Raw genomic sequence first — 18,920 nt, 5'->3', positions numbered from 1 at the left:
ACCGTTTTGCGCACTCTCCTTCCACGTCCCGGCCGGGTGGGCGAAACCGCCGGTCACATAGGCAGCGATAGCAAGCGCACGGGCCCCTCGGGCCAGCTGGCGCCGTCGTGCAACGGCGTCCACATGGTCCGCAGCGGCATGACCACGGGACCTTCGGGCTGTTCAACGTGTACGTCCTGTTGGAGCGTTCGCCACCCGAGCCGCTGATACAGGGGGACGAGAGGCGGTCGGCAGAAGAGCAGCCCGTGCTGCGGCCCCATCGTGCGGGCGTGTGTCAGGGCGGCCGTGACGACCATCCGCGCCAGGCCATGCCCCCGCAACTCCGGTGTGACGGCGACCCCGCCGAGGCCTACGACCTTGGTCTCGACCCCGCCGATCGAAAGGGGCACCATCAACAGACCGGCGTGCGCCACGAGGCGGCCATCGCGCCTGATGCCGAAATGCTCCTCCTTGGGCAGCCAGCTCAGGCCGGCCTCCGCGACGCCGAACGGGTCGTCGCCGTCTCCCAGAATCTCGCTGAAATCCGTCTTCGTATACTGCGCGAGCCGCACCACGGCCGGCCACGCGGAAAGTGAGTTCCCAGTCATCCCTGCATGATGCTGCCCGAGCCGACTGCCGTCCAAGTGAGGTGCTTGCGGTTGCCGGTTGAAGGGTCCCGCCACATCGCTGCGGCGTTGTTTCCTGCGCCTCTGTCCAAAGGCTGTCCCGTAACTGGCGACTGACCAGGATCCCAGAGGGGACGACCCTGGCTGTCAGGGCGGGCGGGTAGTTTGCGCGTGATGCGAAGCAGAGTGCGCCGGCCTCGCGGTATATGCCTCGGCTCGAGTCTCCTGCGGGCAAGGACGTGTTGCAGCTGGTCTGGTGCCCACTGATCCATCCCGAGGATCCGGCCGGCGCTGCGCTGCCGAGGCTGTACTGGCGCAACGAGGCGGAGACCGTCGACGCCGGGCTGCTGCGGGACATACCGGAGCCGGGCGAGGGCGAGTACGAGGAGGACTTCATGCCCCGCCCGTGCACGGTCTCCCCGACCCCGGCGGTGGGGTACCCGAAGTGGGACCTGCCGGAGGAGCTCAGGCAGGCTCTGCTTCCGCGCCTGCGGGTAGCTCGAGGATCGCTTCGGGTACTGGTACACCGAGGTGGCCAGCGCCCTGCAGAACAAGGTCGGCGGATACCCGGCCTGGACCCAGCCCCCGAAGTGGCCGCACCGCGCCCGCGGCCGTCGTATGGAGCATCTCCTCAGCGTCACCTGGGAGCCGGGTTACGGCCGCTGGCTACCACTGGACGAGCACCGCCCTGGGGGCACGCAGCCCCTGTGGCAGTCCCCGGCGATCCAGCAGTCCTTGAAGGCGGGCGATGCCAAGTGGTGTTGCCGACCGCGGTCCTGGCGCCGGATTTTTCCCAGCATGTGCATCCGTTGGCGGTGGTCGCACTCTCGACGTGCGGCAACGGCACGTTCAGGAGCCGGTCAGGGTGCCGCGGCGAACACGCGCGTCAGTTCCTCGGTGACGACCCGCGCACCCGGCGAGAACCAGCGTCTGCGGTGCCGGACGAGCTGGACGGGCACAGGCTCGGCGTCGGGGCCGTTCACCACCGCCAACCGGCCTTCGTTCAGGTGTCGTTCGACCGTCACATGGGGGAGCAGGGTCAGGCCGAGACCGGCCGCGACGCACGACCGGGCGGCGTCGATGCTGCCGAAGCGGGTGATCCGGGGGCGGGCCCCGGGCAGACCCAGCAATGTCCGCACGAGCCGGTCACTGTACGAGCAGCCCTCCTCGTGCAGGAAGAAGCATTCGTGGGCCAACTCGTCCCAGTCGGCCGCCCGTCCGGCCAGCGGATGATCGGGTGCCGCCACGTACGCCAGTGGCTCGCTCGCTATCTTGCGGGCCAGCAGATCGTTCTCGGCGACGTCGGGCTCCAGCATCAACGCGATGTCGAGTCGGCCCGTGCGAAGTCCGTCCACCGCCGCGGCCGTGCTGACGGCGTCCAGATGGACATCCAGTCGGGGGTGACTGCGCCGCAAGGAGGCGATCACCGCGGGCAGCCGCGAGGAACACAGCGAATCACCCGCACCGACGGCGACCTCACCCTCGACCGTCCCACTCTCCGCGTCACCGTGGGCAGCCGATGCCGCCGCGCGAAGCCTGGCCACCGCGTCGAGCACCTCTTCGGCCTCTTCCAGCAGCCGCAGTCCGGCACGGGTCGGGATCGTCCCCGACGGCATCCGGTCGAACAAGGGGGTCCCCAACTCCTTCTCCAGGGTGCGGATCTGGACGGTGACCGTGGATTGCGCGAGATGGAGCGAGCGGGCGGCGGCGGTGAAGCTCCCTGCTCTTGCGAGAGTCACGAACGTACGCAGAAGTCTGGTGTCCACTCCCGCACGCTATCGCGTCAGTCGATGGAGCCGAGCAAGAACCATCGTTGGACGCGATGGCCGCGGAGTGACAACGTGGACGCATGACCACACAGACATCCGCCGCCGGTGCGAGCCCGCTCCCGGACACCACCCTCGCCGCTTCCGACACGATCGACGTACTGCGCTACTCCGCCTTCACCGCCGACCCCGCGGGCGGCAATCCGGCCGGCGTGGTGCTCGACGCCGAAGCCCTGGACGATCAGCAGATGCTCGCCGTGGCCGCCAGGGTCGGGTACTCGGAGACCGCGTTCGTGACGGCAGGCGACACCGAGGCCCGCCGTTACCGGCTGCGGTACTTCAGCCCCCGCGATGAAGTCGCCTTCTGCGGACACGCCACGATCGCCACGGCCGTCGCCCTCGCCTCCCGTACGGGAACCGGCGAGCTGGTGTTCGACACGCCGGCGGGGGAGATCCGGGTCGGCACCACGACCGAGGGCGGGCTGATCCGCGCCACGCTCACCAGCGTGCCCACCCACTCCCACCCGGCCGAGGAAGCCCTGGTCGAGTCGGTGCTGCGTGCCTTGCGCTGGAGCCGGGACGAGCTGGACGCCGATCTGCCGCCCCACGTCGCCTTCGGGGGCAACGACCACCTTGTCCTGGCGGTCAGGAGCAGGGAGCGGCTCGCCGCCCTCGACTACGACTTCGACGCGTTGCACGACATCATGCGGCACCACGGCTGGACCACCGTGCACCTCGTCCACCGCCAGGCCCCGGACCGCCTCGACTTCCACGCCCGTGACCCCTTCCCGGTCGGCGGCGTCGTGGAAGACCCGGCGACCGGCGCCGCGGCCGCGGCGTTCGGCGGCTACCTGCGTGCCCTGGGCCTGGTCACAGAGCCCTTGAGGGTGCATATCCGGCAGGGCGAGGACATGGGCCGCCCCAGCGACCTTTATATCGACCTCCGCCCCGACGACCCGCGGGTACGGGTGACGGGCCAGGCCGTCGCCATTCCGGATCCGGGGCAGTGAGAACCGGTTGAGCGATGGCGGAGTTGACCAGCCGGCGCCCGCCGTACCCGGGTGCCGTCCGGGGCAGGCGCAGGCCGGCGCCTGGAGGCCTATACGAGCCCGGTCTGTGCCTTGCTGAACAGCTCGCCCTCGGAGTAGAAGAACACCGCGTTACTGCTTCCGTCGGCGCCGAAGCATGTCCAGGTGGCCGCGTCGCTGTGGGCGGGTTCGGCTTCGCCGTCCTGTTGGCAGGTGCTGGCGTACTGGAGCAGGGTCTTCTCGCTGCTGCCGGCCTTGATCTTGTCGAATTCGGCGAGAGTCAGGGGGTCGTTGGTAGCGGCGCTGACTTTGCAGGCGCCGACGATGATGAGCAGGCCGAGAATGCAGCCGCCGGCTATGGCGCTCTTCTTCACTGGTGGAGTGTTTCCTTTTGCGGGTGTTGGGGGGTGGACCGGCGGGCGCGGGTCTAGCTGTGGGGGCGGCGAGTTCTGTCTGGGCGGGTACGAGTTGGGTCTTTCGGGCCGCGCCAGCGTACGCGGTGCATCAGGGGCAGGCCCAGCTCACCGAACGCCCATGGGATGTGGCCGGTGCCCTGGTACTGGTCATGGGAAGTTGGCGGCGTCTACGACGTCGGCGAGGGGGATGGCGCGGGTGCCGCCGTGGACGGCGGTGTTACGCACTGGTCGGGCATGGCGGTGCCTTTCTGCGGGTGGTGCCGGCGGACGAACCGGCAGGGAAGGAAGTCTATTTGGCGCGCCCTCGCCACTCGGGGGAGGCCGAGGCATGCCGACGGCCCCCGCCGGGAGAGGGGCGGGGGCCGTAGTGGTGACTGATCGACCGACCGGGGGGGCTCCTCCTATGACGCGCGCGCCGCACGGCAATTCGGATGCCCACGCGTGGGGCCTGGGTGCCGGGTCGTACCCGTGAAGAGGGTGGGAACAGGGGGCGGCAAAGACCCCGCGGATCGGCCGGCGTGGCAGGCGGCCCGGGCTACACCTTGAAGTAGTCGTTCCAGGCGTCCACGAGCATCTGCCGCACGGACTGATCGGCCTGTTGGGCGGCCTGATTGAATGTGCCGGTTACGCCGTAGTAGTAATAGGCGCCGTCGTTCGTTGCCATGTGGTCGTCGCTGGGATTGTCGACGTGGCGGCTGAAATGGAGATTCGCAAACGCTTGGACGGCGGTGCAAATGTAGTACACCCAGTTTCCCGTGCGGTTCTCCATGGCGTTCGTGATACGCCAGTTCTGCATGGGCACTACGTTCCCCCTCTTTCGTGTCCGATGCCTTTTGCGCGTCCGATACCTCGGATCAGACTGCTGACAGGGAGATGTCGCCCGTGTTGCTGACCGTCATCCGGTAGTCCTGCGGGCTGCTCTGGACGCTGGCGAGGATGAACTCCCCCTTGCCGTCGTCCCACTGGCCCTTCACCTTCCAGTCGTCGTCCCAGATGATGCACCGTCCCCGCCCGGTCTGCACGCTCAGCGGACTCTCTTTGTGCTGCGAGATCCAGGCGTACGCATCGCTGTACGACCTCGGGTTCACGGACTCACTGTCCCCGGCGTGCTCTTCGTTGACGAATGACACGTAGGAGTTCGATTGGTTGTCGCAGCCCTTGATTCCAGTGGTCATGCGGGTTTCCTTTCACTGGTGCATGGCGCTCCCGGGCTGTGATGGCCCAGGACCCTCTACGTACCGCCGCTTTCGGCTGACTCCGTTATGGGAGCTGAAAGGAAACTACCGGCTCGTCGGAGTTGTTGTGGGAAAACGATGGGCATTGGCTGGAATGTTGATGCTGGCCGGATGGGGGCTCTTGCGGAAGGGGCACAGTAAGTAAGGAAGTCGGCCGGCCATAGATGCGGTGGTGATGGGATAGGACCGGAGTAAACGAGAGTGTATGGGAGGGGCTGGATGTCATACTGTGGTGCGGTGGCATTGCGTCAACCCGAATCCGCCGAATTGCATAAGAAATTGATGCGTGAGACGTCCTGCTGATGCGTGAGGTGTCCCGCGTGAGGGCGGGGGCCGGTCGTACGGGCGCCGCCAGCGATTACGTCGGGCACAGCGGCGGGTGCGGTCCTCGGATGTCACCGGGTGACCGGCGTCGTCGTAATGTGCCGCCTGCGCCGGGAGTTCTCCGTACGGGCGCAGACGGCGGATTGCAGGTGACAGATGTCCGGTTACGGAGCTGTCGTCGGTTGTCAGTTGTCAGTTGTCAGTTTCCGGAGTTGTCGGCGTTGCCGTTCGCGTCCGCCGAGTCGGCAGCGTGCTCGGCGTCGTCGACCTTCTGTTGCATCTGCGCGAGCTGGTCCGGAGCGACCGAGGGACTGCTGCTGGCGGGCGGGGCCGCGTCCTTCGGCGTGGCGGAGTGCGAGCAAGCCGTGGTGGCCAGGAGGGGCACCGCGAGCGCAGCCGTCACGACAAGCGAAAGGCGTCGGCGGCGGTTCATGACGCGGGGCTCGCGGTGGCCTTCGCGCCGTTCTCGTTCGCGGTGCACCAGGTGGCGACGTCCTTGAGGTCGGGCTGCTTCGCCTTGAGCGACGTCAGAAGCGTCTTGCGGGTGGTGAGCCGGTCGCCGAGGAATGTCGCGATGGCGGAGTGGTGGGCCTTCTTGGCGTTGGCGATGCGCTGCTCCAGGAACTTGATCGAGCCAGGCGTGCCGACCGTGCCCTCCATCCGCTTGATCCGCCGCTCGATCCGGCGCTCCAGCTTCGGCACCCGGCGGCACAACTTCTTCGCGCCATCGCCCTTCGGACCCTTGGCGTGCCGGGAGGCGTGCTGGGGGTCCTTGGCGTGTGTGGCGACCGAGGCCGGCGGCGCGGCGGGTGCGCTGTCCGCCGCGTAGGAGGGGATGGCTACGGCCATCATCCCGGTGAGGACGAGGCCCGAGAAGGTCGCTGTCAGGGTCGCCTTGCGACGCTGCATGAGGAGTCTCCCATCTGTGTGCCGCTGCTGGGAAACAGCGGCAGGTGTGTGCCATGCGAGCGCGAAGCTAGGAGCCGTTCTTGTGGTTTCTTTGTGAGTCCGGGTAGATCACCTGCCGGGCGGATCGCCCTGCGGGCCGGATCACCTGCCGGGCGGTTCAGTCGTCCGTCCGACCGCGTCCGTGGGATTCACCGCAGCAGGAGCGGTGGTACTCGTGCCGGGGCCCGCTCTGCGCACCCCGCTGCCGTCCGCGGTGACCAGGGCGACGCAGACGAGGGTGGCCACGGCGAGACCGGCTGCTGCCAGCCCGGCGATCCACCCATCGCGGGCCCTGCCGCGGCGAGTTCGCGGCACGGGCGGCACGGGCGGCACGCGACGGTGGACGGCCCCTTCCGCCACTACTGCGGCGTGGTATCGGGGGCGCCCGTGCACAACGTCTTCGCACAGGCAGCTTCGGGAGCACCGGCCCACAGTGGGGGAGCATCGGCCGAGGAGCGATACGCGGCGGCGGCCTGCCACGGCGATTTCCGCGTCCCCGAACAGGGCTGCGGCGTTACTTATGCGCATGGTGTCCTCCCTTCGCGCGACGCGGGCGCTGCGCCCGTCCGCGCGGGGAGGAAGCTACGCACGTTCTCTGTGGAATTCCTGTCGCTGCTGGTCGGTGTCCGACAGCCAGTCCCGGTGCACCGGCACCGCCGCGCCGGGCCGGTCCGCGGGTGTGAGGGGAAAAGTGATCTCGAAGCGGGCTCCCTGGCCGCCGGGGCCGTTCAGCACGCGTAGGTGTGCGCGGTGCAGGGCGATCTGCTGGGCGACCAGGGTGAGGCCCAGGCCGGAGCCGGGGCTGTCCGAGCGACGGTGAAAGCGCTCGAAGATCGTCTGCCATTGCTCCGGTGGCACGCCGGGCCCCTGGTCATCCACGGTGAGCACGGCCGTCGGGGCGTCGATGTCTCCGGCAGCCCGCAGGGTCACGGCGATATGCGCTCTGCCGTCGGCGGACCGGCCGTGCGCCAGGCAGTTGGCAAGGAGATTGTCCAGCAGCGAACGCAGCCCAGGCTGCCATCCGTGGACCGTCAGGCCCGGGGCGCTGTCGAGCGTCACCGCGGCCTCGTGACGGGTGCGGCGCAGGTCGGACACGGACGCGTCCGCGAGGTCGGCCAGATCGACGGGCGCGAATGCGTCGGCCTCGACCAGGTCTCCCTGGGCGAGCGCCCGCAGCATCACCAACAACCCCAGCAGGCGGGCATGTCCGCGCCGCAGGTCGTCCACCGTCTCCGCACGGTCCGCTGGGTCGAGATCCTGGAAGGCGTCGAGAATGTCGAGGTTGGTCTGCATGCTCATCAGCGGTGTGCGCAACTCGTGGGATGCGGCGGCGGAGAAGGAGCGTGCGGTGGCCAGGGCCTCGGCGGTGCGGGTGGCCTGTTCGTCGTAGCGGGCAAGGAACGTCTGCAGGGTGTGTGCGAGGTCGTCGACCTCGGTGATCCTGGTCCTTGTGTGCTCCAGGCGGGCCGTGGTCGTGTGCGGGTCGAGGCCGCTGGTGCGCTGCTGAAGGCGACGCAGTGGCCGGGCCGCGCGAGCCGCCAGCGCCCAGGCCAGGGCAGCGGATACCGGTGCGGCGAGCGCCGCGACGGTGATCACCCGGCTGCGCACGAGCTGGATCTGCGCCTGGCTCGCGGTGTCCGGAGAGAACAGCCACAGTGTCCCGTTCACCCCGGCCTGACTGCCGTTCACCGGGACCCGCAAGGCACGCCAGGTCTTTCCGTGCGACCGGACAGTGACCGGGTGCTCGGTCCGGGCGGGCAGCCGCACGGCGGGGCCGGGCTGGGGGCCGTCCATGACGGTGCCGTACGGGCCGGTCAGGCGGAAGCCGACATCGAGGGCGGAGGAGAAGAGCTTGCGCTGGTGGGCCTGTTCGGCGCGCGGACGGCCAAGGGAAGTCGCGCGCAGCAGACCGCGGGCCGCCGTGGCCACGGTCCGGGCGCGTTCGTCCAGCCGCTGATCGGCCTGGGCACGCAGATCCCTGGTGACCAGGCCGACCAGCACCCAGCCGGAAGCCACCACCAGCAGCGGTACGACAGCGCCTACCACGATCGCGATCCGGGTGGAGAGCCTCACGGCCGGCGCCCCGTTTCGCCGCTCGCGTCGTCGCGCAGCACGAAGCCGACGCCGCGCACCGTATGCACGATCCTGGACCGTCCGCCCGCTTCCAGCTTGCGGCGCAGATAGCTGACGAAGGTGTCCACCGCGTCGGTACGGACCTCGAAGTCGTATCCCCACACCCGGTCCAGCAACTGGTCGCGGGTCAGGACCAGGCCCTCGTTGCGGGCCAGGACCTCGAGCAGCTCGAACTCGCGCCGGGTCAGCTCCACCGTCCTGCCGTCGAGACGGGCGGTGCGCGCAGCCGCGTCGAGCACCAGACCCCCGACCCGTACGGCGTCGGTGTCTGCCGGCGGGCGCCGGCGCAGCAGCGCGTGCAGGCGCAGCACCAGCTCGTCGAGGGCGAAGGGCTTGACCAGGTAGTCGTCCGCGCCCGCCTGCAGGCCGGCCACCCGGTCGGCGACCTCGTCGAGCGCGGAGAGCATCAACACCGGTATGTCCTTGCCGTCGGACCGCAGGCGCCGGCACACCGCGATGCCGTCGAGGTCGGGCATCGAGATGTCCAGGACCACCACGTCGGGCGACTCGTCCGCCACCTTCGCCAGCGCGCCGAGGCCGCCGTCCGCCAGATCGACGGCGAACCCGTTCAACCTCAGCCCGCGCCCCAGCGACCGCCGGATCGCGGCATCGTCGTCCACCAACAAGACCCGCCCCTGACCGGCCCTCACACCCATTCCCGCCTCCACCGTGACCTGCGTCGAACTCGGCCATCATGCGCTACCGCCTACCGCCTACCGCCTACCGCCTACCGCCCACCGCCTGCGGCCCGGCAGCGGGCGCCACCGGCCGGCCGTCTCACCGGATGCCGGTCACTCCGTCCGACCATCGCCCGTCCGCCCGCCGGTCACAGTCGTGATCCGCGAAGGCGGGATACCTCGGCAGCGCGCCCACGTCCCATCTGCCGGCAACCTCCCGCAGCAGCAGCCGCATCGTCTCCGCGAGTGCCGGAAAATCCTCCAGCGCGCTCGCCGACTCCCAGCGATACCTCAGCACCTGCCGTCTTGTCGGGACCGACCGTAAAGCCGGGTGAAGCGGCCCGTCCTCCCCGGTGTGCGGCAGGAGACACACCGTCGCGTCGACCGTCCAGACCGCGATCGCCCGCCGCATCCCGGCCTCCCACACCGCATCCTCACCCAGCGCCGGATACGCCGCCACGACCCCCGCGCGAAAGGCCTGCTCGATCTCCTCCGCCAACCAGGCCGGCAGGCTGAAGACACCCCAGCAGTTGGCGAACGGCATCCGGCAGTACGCGGCCGTCAGGAAGACCGACTGGAAGCGGGCGGATTCGAAGTCGACCAGCTGCAACCCGTCCGGGGTGAGAAGTGCGTTGTAAGGGCAGGTGTCGCCCGGAGTGAACGCTGGGTACTCCTCGCCGCCCACCGTCCCGATCCGGGCCAACTCTCCGGCCAGATCCCGCGGCACCGCGATTCCGGCGCCGGCGAGCAATGCGAGCAGGTCGGTGGCGTTCCGCTCGATCCACGGCTCGTCCTCCCAGGACACCATGCCCTTGTCGTACTGGGTCCGCAGCTGCGCGAGGTCGGCGCGCCTGTGCACCGATGCGGCGGCCAATTCTCCGAGCCCGCGGCCCCAGGCCAGCAATCCCTCCTGTGCGGCCTTCGGATCGTCCCCGAGCAGTACGTCCGCCAGCGTCGGCGCACCTCCGAGATCCTCCATCACCAGCAGCGGTACCGAGGCGTCCACGCCGAGCAGCGCAGGACCGGCCAGCTGAAGCGAGAGCCCGGCCGCCTCAGAGGTGAAGGAGCGAAGTCCCTCAGGCTCATTGGTGAACGCTTTGACGATCACGCTGCCGCCGGCTGCCGTCCGGCAGCGGAGCACGGTGTTGCCCTCGCTGCCACCCAGATCGACCGGGTCCGACAGCTCGGTACCCAGCAAGTCTCCCGCGGCCCACAGTGTCACGTTCATCTCGGCATCCTGGCACTGCTGCTTCGGGCGCCCCTTCTGACCGGCCAATCGCCATACCGACTGCCCTTGCCGTCGCAACGATGCGGGTCCGCAGGCCGGCCGAGGTCAGTGCTCACGGAGCGGAAATGCCCGGGCACCATGGTGGCGAGGTATGCCACGATGACACCCGTTGATCTTGCAGCGAGGGACAGCCAGGAGTGTGTGATGAAGTACGTCGATCTCGACGCGCAGGTCGGCGGCCTGACCGGAGTCATCGACCCCACCCACTACCTGGGCCGGCTGCCCGAGCTCAGCGGGAGCCTGCCTCCCGGGGCTCTGGCCTTCGCCACCGACCCGCATCACTACAGCTTCAGCGGGAAGCGGTGCGTCAAGGACCTGACGCTGCAGCAGGTGAGCTTTCTCGGCAACGACGGACAGGACATCGAGGCCTGCTTCCGGCACAACTGCTGGAAGCACGATGAAGACCTGGTGATCCGCTGGACGGGGGTCGTCGACGTCCGGATCGAGACGCCGGACGGTACTTCCTGGTCCGATCTCGAAACTGTGATCCTGGACGAAATCCTCCCGCACGACCACGGCTGCTCTCACGAGATGGCCTTCCGACCCGGAACCCTGATGATCACCTGTCGTGATATCACCGCCACTTGGGTCGAGACGGACTGCCCTGACGCCCGCCAAGGTCAAGGAACAAGCTGAGCCACCGCCCCCTCAGCGCCGAGTGCTTGTTGGCGGCGGGGCCAGAGTCCGTTGCACTTGCCGCTCTGAGGGAGGCCTGCGTACGCACGCCGCTCCCATGGGGGTCGCCTTGCGCTGCCGTACTCCTCAGCCACCCTCCGGCTCAGTCAGGGAATGACCGGATGGCGACAGGGCACTGATCGACGGCGGCCCCGGTTACTCGCTCACCTACTCGGCAAACATGCGTTTCTCACGGGTTCCTCGTGACAGTCATGACTGTTTCCGGCCCCGCTGGCGTGACAGCGTCGTGGTGTCACCAGCCGAGGGAGTGGGATGAACAAGGGTTATGCCGTCTTCTGCGACGCAGACCGGCAGTTCTACGACGCTCCCCATCGGCTGCCGACGAGCGGCAAGGGCCGTGGCGCGCCGTACGCGACGCTCAGCCGGGATCTGCCGGAGGGCTGGCAGCGCCACCGCTCCGGTGACTGGCTGGCGTTCCGTCCCCTGGACCGTGAACTCCCCAGCCAGGGCTGGAAGATCCATATCTCCGCCTGCCTGGACAACGCCGAGCAGGTGCTGGCGAAGGTCTGGGAGTACTGCGTGCCGCGCTCGGTGGCCTTCAAGTGCATGCCCAGCCGCTATCTGCTGCACATCCGCAACGCCAAGTACGCCGATCGCGGCGCCAGCGGAAAGTTCATCACGGTCTACCCGCCCGACGAGGAGCGATGTCGCATCATCGCCGAGGAGCTGGACGAGCTGCTCACCGGCGAACCGGGCCCGTACATCCTCAGCGATCTGCGCTGGGGCGCCGGTCCGGTGTACCTGCGCTACGGCAGCTTCACCGAGCGGCACTGCTACGACGACAAGGGCGAACTCCGCCCCGCCATCGAGGACGACCGCGGTCAGCTGGTCCCAGACCGCAGGGAACCCGCCTTCCGTGTCCCGGAGTGGGTCACCCTCCCGGAGTTCCTGGAGCCGCACCTCGCCGCCCGCTCCGCGACCACCGTCACCGAGCTGCCGTACGCGATCGAGCAGGCGCTGCACTTCTCCAACGGCGGCGGTGTCTACGTCGGCCGGGATCTGCGCACCGGTCAGCGGGTGGTGCTCAAGGAGGCGCGTCCGCACGCCGGTCTGGCGGCGGATGAAGCGGACGCAGTGGCCCGGCTGGCGCGTGAGCGGGACGCCCTGAAACGGCTGTCCGGGCTCGGCTGCGCCCCTGAGGTACACGACTGGTTCACCCTCGGCGACCACACCTTCCTGGTGCTGGAGTTCATCGAGGGCCGGCCGTTGAACAGCTTCTTCGCCCACCGCCACCCGCTGATCGAGGCCGACCCGAGTCCCCAGCGCCTCGCGGAGTACACCGAGTGGGCCATGCGCGTCCACGAGCTGGTGGCGGACGCGGTGAAGGCGATCCACTCACGGGGCGTGGTCTTCAACGACCTGCACCTCTTCAACATCATGATGTCCGAGGACGAATCCTCCGTCGTGCTCCTGGACTTCGAAGCCGCCGCCGTCGATGACGAATCCAGCCGCCAGGTGATCGCCAACCCGGGCTTCGTCGCCCCCGCGGACCGCCGGGGCTTCGATGTCGACCACTACGCCCTCGCCTGCCTGCGTCTGGCGCTGTTCCTCCCGCTCACCAGCCTGTTCGCCGTGGACCGCGGCAAGGCGGCACACCTGGCACAGATCGCCGCGGAACAGTTCCCGGTGCCCCGCGACTACCTCGATGAAGCGGTGACCGAGATCCTGCGGGGCCATCGGCCCACGAGCGCACCTGAGCACCCGGACCGGCGCGGGGGAGCGGACTACTTACCCGTGTCCCTCGGCGACTGGCCACACAGCCGCGATTCCATGGTCCGCGCCATCCTCGCCTCGGCCACTCCTGACCGGGAGGACCGCTTCTTCCCCGGTGACATCGCCCAGTTCGCCACGGCAGGCGGCGGCACCTGCTTCGCCTACGGGGCAGCCGGCGTGCTCTACGCCCTGGCCGAAACCGGAGCGGAGCGTTGCCCGGAGGCGGAGGAGTGGCTTCTGCAGAGGACAAAGACCCCCGCGTCCGGCAGCCCGCTCGGCTTCTACGACGGACTCTCCGGCGTCGCCTGGGTCCTGGACCGGCTCGGACACCGGGATCGGGCCCTGGATCTCATCGACACCCTCACCGCGCAGAGCTGGCAGGACATCGCCCCGGATCTGCACAGCGGACTGGCCGGCCTCGGCCTGGCGCTCGACTCCCTGGCCGGTTCCACCGGCGAGCGCTCCCTCGGAGATCGTGCCCTGCACTGTGCCCAGCTGGTGGCCGACAAACTCCAGGCCGGCGCGCCAGCAGCAGCTGGCGGCGCCACCACCCGCGCCGGGCTGCTGCACGGCGACAGCGGAGCGGCACTGCTCTTCCTGCGCCTGTACGAGCGCACCGACGACCCGGCACTGCTCGATCTGGCCGCCGACGCCCTGCGCCGGGACCTGGCGCGTTGCGTACGCGGCGCGGGGGGCGCCCTCCAGGTCAACGAGGGCTGGCGGACCATGCCCTACCTCGGCGCCGGCAGCGTCGGGATCGGCATGGTGCTCGACGACTATCTCGCCCATCGTCCGGACGCCGAGTTCGAACGGGCGCGGGGCGAGATCGTGCAGGCCGCCCAGGCCAAGTTCTATGCCCAGCCCGGCCTGTTCCGCGGTGCGGCGGGCATGGTGCTCCACCTCAGCCGCACCACGGCAGGCGGCCCCGGCACCTTCGCCGCCGACCTACGCCGCCAGATCGACTCCCTGTCCTGGGGCGCCATCCCGTACCGCGGGCATCTGGCCTTCGCCGGGGAGCAGATGATGCGTCTCTCCATGGACCTGAGCACCGGCACCGCCGGATGCCTGCTCGCCCTGGGCAGCGCGCTGCACGAGATACCCGTGCACCTGCCCTTCCTCCCGCCGCCACGGCGGCCCTGAAGCCGGCCCCAGCCGGGGCCGATCATGAAACACCCCGTCCCCATTGATGAGAGGAACCACCATGACCCTTCTCGACCTGCAGACGATGGAAACCCCCAAGGCCGAGGCCACCGAGGAGCTCCACACCGGCAGCCGCGCGAGCCTGCTGCTCTGCGGCGACAGCAGCCTGAGCGTCACCACCTGTAACTGACTCCTCGTTGCCGCGGAGCCTCGGCTTCCGTAGCGAGAAGGTCACGGCGAGCCCCGGGTGGCAACACCGCCCGGGGCCTGCCGCCCGTGCCCGTACCCATCCCCTGGAGGCGAGGTCCCTACCCGCATGTCTCGTACACCCGGGCCCTCCTCGTCCCCGCCACCTGCGTCCCTGCCGGCCTCGCCCCCACGGCCCTCGGCCACCCGGCGCGGGCCGGACGCCGCCCTCGGCCCCGTCCTGACCGGAGCCCTCCGGCACAGCTCGGTACTCACCACCGCCGCCTGCCTCTTCAGCGTGGCGTCCGCCGGCGCCGCGGTCGCTCTGCCCGCCGTACTCGGCCACACCCTCGATCTCGTACTCGACTCGCGGCCGGGCGGCCAGGCCGCCATCGCGCTGTGTGCCGTACTGCTGATCGCGGAAGTGCTCCTCGACGCCCTGGTGGCTCTGACCGGCGGCGTCACGACCGCCCGCAGTACCGCGTGGCTCCGCCGACGCGGCATCGACCACCTGATGTCCCTCGCGCCGCATCGCGTCGCCGACCACTTCACCCCCGGCGACCTGGTCACCCGGCTCACCGGGAACGCCGCCGACGCCGGCACCGCACCCACCACCGTGGCCACCGGCCTCGCCGCGCTCATCACCCCGATCGGCGCCCTGATCGCCCTGGCGCTCACCGACATCTGGCTCGCCGCCGTGTTCCTCGCCGGGCTACCGCTCCTGACCTGGCTGCTGCGCACCTTCGCCCGCGGCTCCTCCGACAGCGTCCGGCGCTATCAGCGGGTGCAGGCGGATATCGCCACCCGGCTCGTCGAGGCGCTCGGCGGCGCCCGGACGATCGCCGCAGCGGGCACCGAGCGCCGCGAGCGCACCCGCGTCCTCACGCCGCTGCGCGAACTGGGCGCGCAGGGACGGCACATGTGGCAGATCTACGGACGCGCCGTGGTCAGCAGCAGCATCCTGGTGCCGCTGCTGACCACCGCGGTCCTCGCCGTCGGCGGGATACGACTGGCGCACGGCAGCCTGACCGTCGGCGAGCTGCTGGCGGCTTCCCGGTACGCCGCCCTCACCGCCGGTCTGGGCGGGGTGGTCGGCCAGCTCAACGCCCTGGTGCGCAGCCGCGCCGCGGCCCACCGCACCGGCGAACTGCTCGCCCTGCCCCCGGTGCCGCACGGCTCCCGCCCGCTGCCCGCCGACGGCCGTGGTCGGCTCGAACTGCGTGCGGTCACCGTTGTACGAGGCGGCGCCGCCGTGCTGCGTGGTGTCGACCTGGTGGTGCCCGGGGGAGTGACGATGGCTGTCGTCGGGCACTCCGGGGCGGGCAAGTCGCTGCTCGCCGCCGTCGCCGGCCGGCTGACCGACCCCGATAGCGGGCAGGTGCTGCTGGACGGCGTACCGCTGAGCGAGGCCGATCCGGCCCAGCTGCGCCGCGAGATCGGCTACGCCTTCGAACGGCCGGTCCTGTTCGGCGAAACCGTCGGGGAAGCCATCGGCTTCGGTCCCTACGAGCCCCCGGCCCACGAGATCGAGGCCGCCTCCCGCGCGGCCGGCGCGGACTCTTTCCTCAGGCTCCTGCCGGACGGATGCGCCGCACCGCTCACCCGGGCCCCGCTCTCGGGAGGAGAGGTACAACGCCTGGGCCTGGCAAGGGCGTTCGCCCACGCCGGCCGTCTGCTCGTGCTCGATGACGCCACCTCCAGCCTGGACAGCGTCACCGAACTCCACGTCAGCCGGGCGCTGGTGCACGACGTTCGCACGGGCAGCAGGTTGCTGATCGCCCATCGTGTCTCCTCCGCCGCCCGCGCCGATCTGGTCGCGTGGATGGAGCACGGCCGGATCCGCGCGGTGGCCCCCCACGACCGTCTCTGGGCGGACCCCGACTACCGAGCGGTGTTCGCCCATAGCGGCGACGAGGACACCCGGGCCGCCTCATGAAGACGTCAACGGCACGACTCGTGCCCCGGGCGATGCGCTTTCTGCGCCGCCGTACCCGCGTACTGCTGCTTCTGGCCGGCTGGTCACTGCTGGAGTCCGCGCACACCTTCCTCGGCGGCTACGGGGTGGCCAAGGCCCTCGACGACGGCTTCCTGACCGGCCATACCGGCATCGGCCTGGCCTGGCTCGCCGTCACCGCACTGGCCGTCGTTATCGGCGGGCTGGCCGGCCGGGGAGTCTTCCGCGGGCTGGCCGACCTCGTCGAGCCGCTGCGCGACAGTCTGGTACGGCAAGTGGTCGCGCGGTCACTGACGCAGGCGGTGGCGAAACCGGCTCACGCGGCGGACAGCGCCGTGGTCTCGCGGCTGACCAACCAGACGGAGATCGCCAGAGACAGCTTCGCCGGACTCGTCCTGGTCGCCCGTTCCTTCCTCTTCACCGCCGCCGGAGCACTGCTCGGACTCCTTTCCCTGGCACCGCAGTTGCTGCTGATCGTCGTGCCCCCACTCGTCGCCGGGCTGCTGCTCTTTCTGGCCACGCTCCGGCCGATGGCGGCCCGCCAGCGCACCTTCCTGGAGGCGGACGAGGCCCTGTCGACGCGGTTCGGTGCCGTCGCAGAGGGACTGCGCGATGTGGTGGCCTGTGGTGCGCAGGAGCAGACCGCGGCGCGGGCGTACGGCCTGATCGAGGACGAGGCACGAGCGGCACGCCACCTGGCGGGCTGGGCCGCCGTCCGTTGTCTCGCGCTCGGCCTGGCAGGCCAACTGCCGATCCTGCTGTTGCTGGTCACCGCGCCCTGGCTGCTCCGGCAAGGAATCACCGCCGGCGTCGTGCTGGGCGCACTGACCTATCTGACCCAGTCACTGCTCCCCGCCCTCCACACCCTGATGAACGCGCTCGGATCCGCCGGCACCCGGCTGCTCGTGGTCCTGGACCGACTCACAACCGACTTCGGCCACGAGCCGGCGACCACCTCCCACTCCGCGCCGACCACCACCCCCACCACCCCCACCACACTGGCACCCGCACCCGCACCCGCACCGGCACCCATCGCCCCCACCCCGCCCAACGGCCCCCGCGTCGAACTGCGCGCGGTGACCTTCGCCTACGGTCCCGGCGCCCAACCCGTACTGCACGACCTCGACTTGACCGTCCAACCGGGCGAGCACCTCGTCGCGGTGGGCCCGAGCGGCATCGGAAAGTCGACCCTGACCGCTCTGATCGCAGGCCTCCTCGCACCGGACCACGGCGAGATACGCATCGACGGCCGTCCCGTCCGCGCCCCGTCCGGACCCGATCCGTCCCTCCAGCGGGTGCTCATCCCGCAACAGGCCTACGTCTTCTCCGGCACGCTCCGCGAGAACCTGCTCTACCTGTGCCCCGACGGCGCATCCACATCGGCGCTGGAATCATCGTCCGAAGCCGTCGGTCTGGGCCCGCTGGTCCACAGGCTCGGCGGCTTCGACGCGCGCATCGCCCCGGGCTCACTGTCACAGGGCGAGCGCCAGCTCATCGCGCTGGGCCGGGCCCACCTGTCTCCCGCCCCGCTCATCCTCCTCGACGAAGCAACCTGCCACCTCGACCCGGCAGCCGAACTGCGGGCCGAGCGCGCCTTCGCCGACCGCCCCGGCACCCTGATCATCGTGGCACACCGCATCACCTCGGCCCGCCGAGCCGACCGCATCCTGCTGCTCGACGGCACCCGAGCCACCTGCGGCACCCACGACGAGCTGCTCGCACGCTCGCCGCTCTATCGCGACCTGGCAGGAAGCTGGCAGCCACAGGCACTGGGACGCGGCTAGTCCTGTGACCGCATAAGTTCGCCGGGGCGGTGGTAGCAGCGGTGCCGGATGTGCGGTGATGACCTCCCCGACCGCTGGAGGCGCGGTGGTGGGGGAGCCTGTCCATGTACGCGAGTGGATGGGAGGCCGTCCGCGCCTGCTCAGCCTTGACGACGAGGACTTCGTCATGCAGACGGCCAGCACTCGACCAGCGGCCCCAACCTGGCGAACCTGTGCGGCCACAGCACTGGATGAATGAGACCGATGTTTGTGCCGGCCGCGACTATGGCGAAGGGCGCCCGTTGGCTCGTGTGTGCCGACAAACCTGGACGCCCTTCTGAACCGCATTGGAGTTGTCGGAGTCGTTCGCGGGTGGTTCGGGCTTGGTCCCGGTCTATGACCACACCGGACGCCGCCGACCTCGGCGCCCGTGACCGCCACTTGGCCGACAGCGTGCTGCAACTGCTCGACCGGTCTGCGCCCGACACCCGGATCGTGGTCACTGCTCACAACGCCCATATCCAGCGCACCGTCAACCGCACCGTCAACCCTGAGGGTGGCTCCCTTGCTCGGGTGCCCATGGGGCACCCGCTCGTCAAGGAGTTGGGAGCGGAGTATGTGTCGGTGGCGTTGACCAGCGACGGTGGCCGGACCGTGACGAACGTACCGGACCCGGCGCACCTGGCGGGGATGCGCCAGTCCGCTGCAGATGCTCCTCAGGCACCGCCTGACAGCGTGGAGGCCCTGTTCGTGGGCGTGCCGGAAGCGCCGGCGATGGTCGAGACCCGCGCACTGCGCACGCACGCCCCACGACACGGTCTGCCGGAGCCGACCCGCATCCGCATGGACGACGGCTTCCTGCCGGTGCCTGCCCTCGGACGTCTATGACGCGGTGGTGAGCGTCCCGCGCACCACGCTCAGCGCGGACTTGGCCGAGTTGGCCCCTTACCGCCAGGGGCCCATCGCCGCACCGGCCTGTAGGGGATGGCCGTACGGGATGGCTGTACGGGCCCACCGGTCGTGGGGACATTGCCGAAGCCCGAACCTG

General features: G+C 69.9%; 17 protein-coding genes. 7 read left to right on the top strand and 10 right to left on the bottom strand.

Annotation, left to right across the window (positions count from 1 at the left end; translation table 11 throughout):
- Positions 1 to 53: 53 nt before the first annotated feature.
- Entirely contained in the window at positions 54 to 587 is a 534-nt protein-coding gene (locus KI385_RS00950) for a GNAT family N-acetyltransferase (RefSeq protein ID WP_238577506.1), read from the bottom strand.
- Positions 588 to 1,465: 878 nt separating this feature from the next.
- Positions 1,466 to 2,371, bottom strand: coding sequence for a LysR family transcriptional regulator (locus KI385_RS00945; RefSeq protein WP_238570341.1), 906 nt, complete (start codon positions 2,369 to 2,371; stop codon positions 1,466 to 1,468).
- Positions 2,372 to 2,454: 83 nt separating this feature from the next.
- Between KI385_RS00945 and KI385_RS00940 the strand changes: the two genes are divergently transcribed.
- Positions 2,455 to 3,381: a PhzF family phenazine biosynthesis protein gene (locus tag KI385_RS00940; RefSeq protein ID WP_238570340.1), complete on the top strand. Its 927-nt coding sequence runs from the start codon at positions 2,455 to 2,457 to the stop codon at positions 3,379 to 3,381.
- An 89-nt stretch (positions 3,382 to 3,470) separates the two neighbouring features.
- On the opposite strand, the gene KI385_RS00935 is transcribed toward KI385_RS00940, so the two are convergent.
- The 8 genes from KI385_RS00935 to KI385_RS00900 all read right to left on the bottom strand — a co-directional run bounded on the left by KI385_RS00935 (position 3,471) and on the right by KI385_RS00900 (position 10,360).
- Positions 3,471 to 3,773, bottom strand: a complete 303-nt coding sequence (locus KI385_RS00935) for a hypothetical protein (RefSeq protein ID WP_238570339.1) — start codon at positions 3,771 to 3,773, stop codon at positions 3,471 to 3,473.
- Positions 3,774 to 4,350: 577 nt separating this feature from the next.
- On the bottom strand, positions 4,351 to 4,584 hold the full coding sequence (locus tag KI385_RS00930; protein ID WP_238570338.1) for a hypothetical protein: 234 nt from the start codon (positions 4,582 to 4,584) through the stop codon (positions 4,351 to 4,353).
- Positions 4,585 to 4,669: 85 nt separating this feature from the next.
- On the bottom strand, positions 4,670 to 4,990 hold the full coding sequence (locus KI385_RS00925; RefSeq protein WP_238570337.1) for a hypothetical protein: 321 nt from the start codon (positions 4,988 to 4,990) through the stop codon (positions 4,670 to 4,672).
- Between the two features lie 583 nt (positions 4,991 to 5,573).
- A complete protein-coding gene (locus KI385_RS00920; protein ID WP_238570336.1) occupies positions 5,574 to 5,807 on the bottom strand; it encodes a hypothetical protein in 234 nt (77 codons plus the stop codon).
- Complete coding sequence (locus tag KI385_RS00915) at positions 5,804 to 6,283, bottom strand: hypothetical protein (RefSeq protein ID WP_238570335.1); 480 nt, start codon at positions 6,281 to 6,283, stop codon at positions 5,804 to 5,806. Before KI385_RS00915 ends, KI385_RS00920 begins: the two co-directional genes overlap by 4 nt.
- 621 nt (positions 6,284 to 6,904) lie before the next feature.
- Positions 6,905 to 8,395, bottom strand: a complete 1,491-nt coding sequence (locus KI385_RS00910; protein ID WP_238570334.1) for a sensor histidine kinase — start codon at positions 8,393 to 8,395, stop codon at positions 6,905 to 6,907.
- A complete protein-coding gene (locus KI385_RS00905) occupies positions 8,392 to 9,111 on the bottom strand; it encodes a response regulator transcription factor (RefSeq protein ID WP_238570333.1) in 720 nt (239 codons plus the stop codon). The genes KI385_RS00910 and KI385_RS00905 overlap by 4 nt, the downstream gene beginning before the upstream one ends.
- 121 nt (positions 9,112 to 9,232) lie before the next feature.
- Positions 9,233 to 10,360, bottom strand: a complete 1,128-nt coding sequence (locus KI385_RS00900) for a hypothetical protein (RefSeq protein WP_238570332.1) — start codon at positions 10,358 to 10,360, stop codon at positions 9,233 to 9,235.
- 204 nt (positions 10,361 to 10,564) lie between these two features.
- Here KI385_RS00900 and KI385_RS00895 point away from each other — a divergent pair, with 204 nt between their 5' ends.
- The 6 genes from KI385_RS00895 to KI385_RS00870 all read left to right on the top strand — a co-directional run bounded on the left by KI385_RS00895 (position 10,565) and on the right by KI385_RS00870 (position 18,760).
- Complete coding sequence (locus tag KI385_RS00895; protein ID WP_238570331.1) at positions 10,565 to 11,056, top strand: hypothetical protein; 492 nt, start codon at positions 10,565 to 10,567, stop codon at positions 11,054 to 11,056.
- Positions 11,057 to 11,368: 312 nt separating this feature from the next.
- Complete coding sequence (gene lanKC, locus KI385_RS00890; RefSeq protein ID WP_238570330.1) at positions 11,369 to 13,969, top strand: class III lanthionine synthetase LanKC; 2,601 nt, start codon at positions 11,369 to 11,371, stop codon at positions 13,967 to 13,969.
- Positions 13,970 to 14,030: 61 nt separating this feature from the next.
- Complete coding sequence (locus tag KI385_RS00885; RefSeq protein ID WP_238570329.1) at positions 14,031 to 14,159, top strand: SapB/AmfS family lanthipeptide; 129 nt, start codon at positions 14,031 to 14,033, stop codon at positions 14,157 to 14,159.
- A 126-nt stretch (positions 14,160 to 14,285) separates the two neighbouring features.
- Positions 14,286 to 16,091 (top strand): ABC transporter ATP-binding protein, encoded by a 1,806-nt coding sequence (locus KI385_RS00880; RefSeq protein WP_238570328.1) that lies wholly within the window; start codon positions 14,286 to 14,288, stop codon positions 16,089 to 16,091.
- Complete coding sequence (locus KI385_RS00875; protein ID WP_238570327.1) at positions 16,088 to 17,893, top strand: ATP-binding cassette domain-containing protein; 1,806 nt, start codon at positions 16,088 to 16,090, stop codon at positions 17,891 to 17,893. The genes KI385_RS00880 and KI385_RS00875 overlap by 4 nt, the downstream gene beginning before the upstream one ends.
- Before the next feature lie 234 nt (positions 17,894 to 18,127).
- Entirely contained in the window at positions 18,128 to 18,760 is a 633-nt protein-coding gene (locus KI385_RS00870; protein ID WP_342593416.1) for an erythromycin esterase family protein, read from the top strand.
- The last annotated feature ends 160 nt before the right edge of the window (positions 18,761 to 18,920 follow it).

Source organism: Streptomyces inhibens (assembly GCF_022221585.1).
In the GTDB taxonomy this organism is placed as follows: Bacteria; Actinomycetota; Actinomycetes; order Streptomycetales; family Streptomycetaceae; genus Streptomyces; species Streptomyces inhibens.
The sequence above is the reverse complement of the archived record's forward strand: the minus strand, read 5'-3'. Positions and strand labels throughout refer to the sequence as shown.

What these genes read in the sequence shown, in the direction of transcription:
- KI385_RS00950 (WP_238577506.1), bottom strand. Translation starts at nt 587, where the DNA reads ATGACTGGGAACTCACTTTCCGCGTGGCCGGCCGTGGTGCGGCTCGCG.
- KI385_RS00940 (WP_238570340.1), top strand. Translation starts at nt 2,455, where the DNA reads ATGACCACACAGACATCCGCCGCCGGTGCGAGCCCGCTCCCGGACACC.
- KI385_RS00930 (WP_238570338.1), bottom strand. Translation starts at nt 4,584, where the DNA reads ATGGAGAACCGCACGGGAAACTGGGTGTACTACATTTGCACCGCCGTC.
- KI385_RS00925 (WP_238570337.1), bottom strand. Translation starts at nt 4,990, where the DNA reads ATGACCACTGGAATCAAGGGCTGCGACAACCAATCGAACTCCTACGTG.
- KI385_RS00920 (WP_238570336.1), bottom strand. Translation starts at nt 5,807, where the DNA reads ATGAACCGCCGCCGACGCCTTTCGCTTGTCGTGACGGCTGCGCTCGCG.
- KI385_RS00915 (WP_238570335.1), bottom strand. Translation starts at nt 6,283, where the DNA reads ATGCAGCGTCGCAAGGCGACCCTGACAGCGACCTTCTCGGGCCTCGTC.
- KI385_RS00905 (WP_238570333.1), bottom strand. Translation starts at nt 9,111, where the DNA reads ATGGGTGTGAGGGCCGGTCAGGGGCGGGTCTTGTTGGTGGACGACGAT.
- KI385_RS00900 (WP_238570332.1), bottom strand. Translation starts at nt 10,360, where the DNA reads ATGAACGTGACACTGTGGGCCGCGGGAGACTTGCTGGGTACCGAGCTG.
- KI385_RS00895 (WP_238570331.1), top strand. Translation starts at nt 10,565, where the DNA reads ATGAAGTACGTCGATCTCGACGCGCAGGTCGGCGGCCTGACCGGAGTC.
- lanKC (WP_238570330.1), top strand. Translation starts at nt 11,369, where the DNA reads ATGAACAAGGGTTATGCCGTCTTCTGCGACGCAGACCGGCAGTTCTAC.
- KI385_RS00885 (WP_238570329.1), top strand. Translation starts at nt 14,031, where the DNA reads ATGACCCTTCTCGACCTGCAGACGATGGAAACCCCCAAGGCCGAGGCC.
- KI385_RS00880 (WP_238570328.1), top strand. Translation starts at nt 14,286, where the DNA reads ATGTCTCGTACACCCGGGCCCTCCTCGTCCCCGCCACCTGCGTCCCTG.
- KI385_RS00875 (WP_238570327.1), top strand. Translation starts at nt 16,088, where the DNA reads ATGAAGACGTCAACGGCACGACTCGTGCCCCGGGCGATGCGCTTTCTG.
- KI385_RS00870 (WP_342593416.1), top strand. Translation starts at nt 18,128, where the DNA reads ATGAGACCGATGTTTGTGCCGGCCGCGACTATGGCGAAGGGCGCCCGT.